The sequence below is a fragment of the Actinomadura sp. B10D3 genome, from assembly GCF_039871695.1.
GTDB lineage: Bacteria > Actinomycetota > Actinomycetes > Streptosporangiales > Streptosporangiaceae > Spirillospora > Spirillospora madurae.
Genome location: NZ_JBDPLY010000100.1, coordinates 1 through 772 on the forward strand (window position 1 = coordinate 1; position 772 = coordinate 772).

Here is a 772-nt window from a genome sequence, read left to right on the forward strand (position 1 = left end):
CCACGGCATGAACGCCACCAGCAGGTTCTTGCCCAGCGCCATCTCACCGTTGTCGGTGCACGGCCCGTCGGCGATGACCTGCCCGACCTCGACCCGGGCGCCCTCGTCCACGATCGGCTTCTGGTTGAAGCAGGTGCCCTGGTTGGACCGCTTGAACTTGGACACGCGGTAGGTGGTCCGGGTGCCGTCGTCGTTCATGACGGTCACGTAGTCGGCCGAGACCTCCTCGACGACGCCGGCCTTCTCGGCCGTGATGACGTCGCCGGCGTCGGTCGCCGCCCGGTACTCCATCCCCGTGCCCACCAGCGGCGCCTCGCTGCGCAGCAGCGGAACGGACTGGCGCTGCATGTTGGAGCCCATCAGCGCCCGGTTGGCGTCGTCGTGCTCCAGGAACGGGATCATCGCGGTCGCGACCGAGGTCATCTGCCGCGCCGAGACGTCCATGTACTGGACCTCGCGGGCGGGGACGAGCTCGACCTCGCCGCCCTTGCGGCGGACGAGGATGCGGTCGTCGACGAAGGTGCCGTCGTCGTTGAGCAGGGAGTTGGCCTGCGCGATGACGTAGCGGTCCTCCTCGTCGGCGGTCAGGTAGTCGATCTGGTCCGTCACGACGCCGTCGGTGACCCGGCGGTACGGGGTCTCCACGAACCCGAACGGGTTGACCCGCCCGAACGCGGCCAGCGACCCGATCAGGCCGATGTTCGGCCCTTCCGGGGTCTCGATCGGGCACATCCGGCCGTAGTGCGACGGGTGGACGTCACGGACCTCCATG

The 772-nt window shown here is 69.0% G+C and carries 1 pseudogene; it reads right to left on the reverse strand.

The window, feature by feature from the left end:
• Positions 1 to 772, reverse strand: a pseudogene (locus tag ABGB11_RS42435) (DNA-directed RNA polymerase subunit beta); the annotation flags it as partial.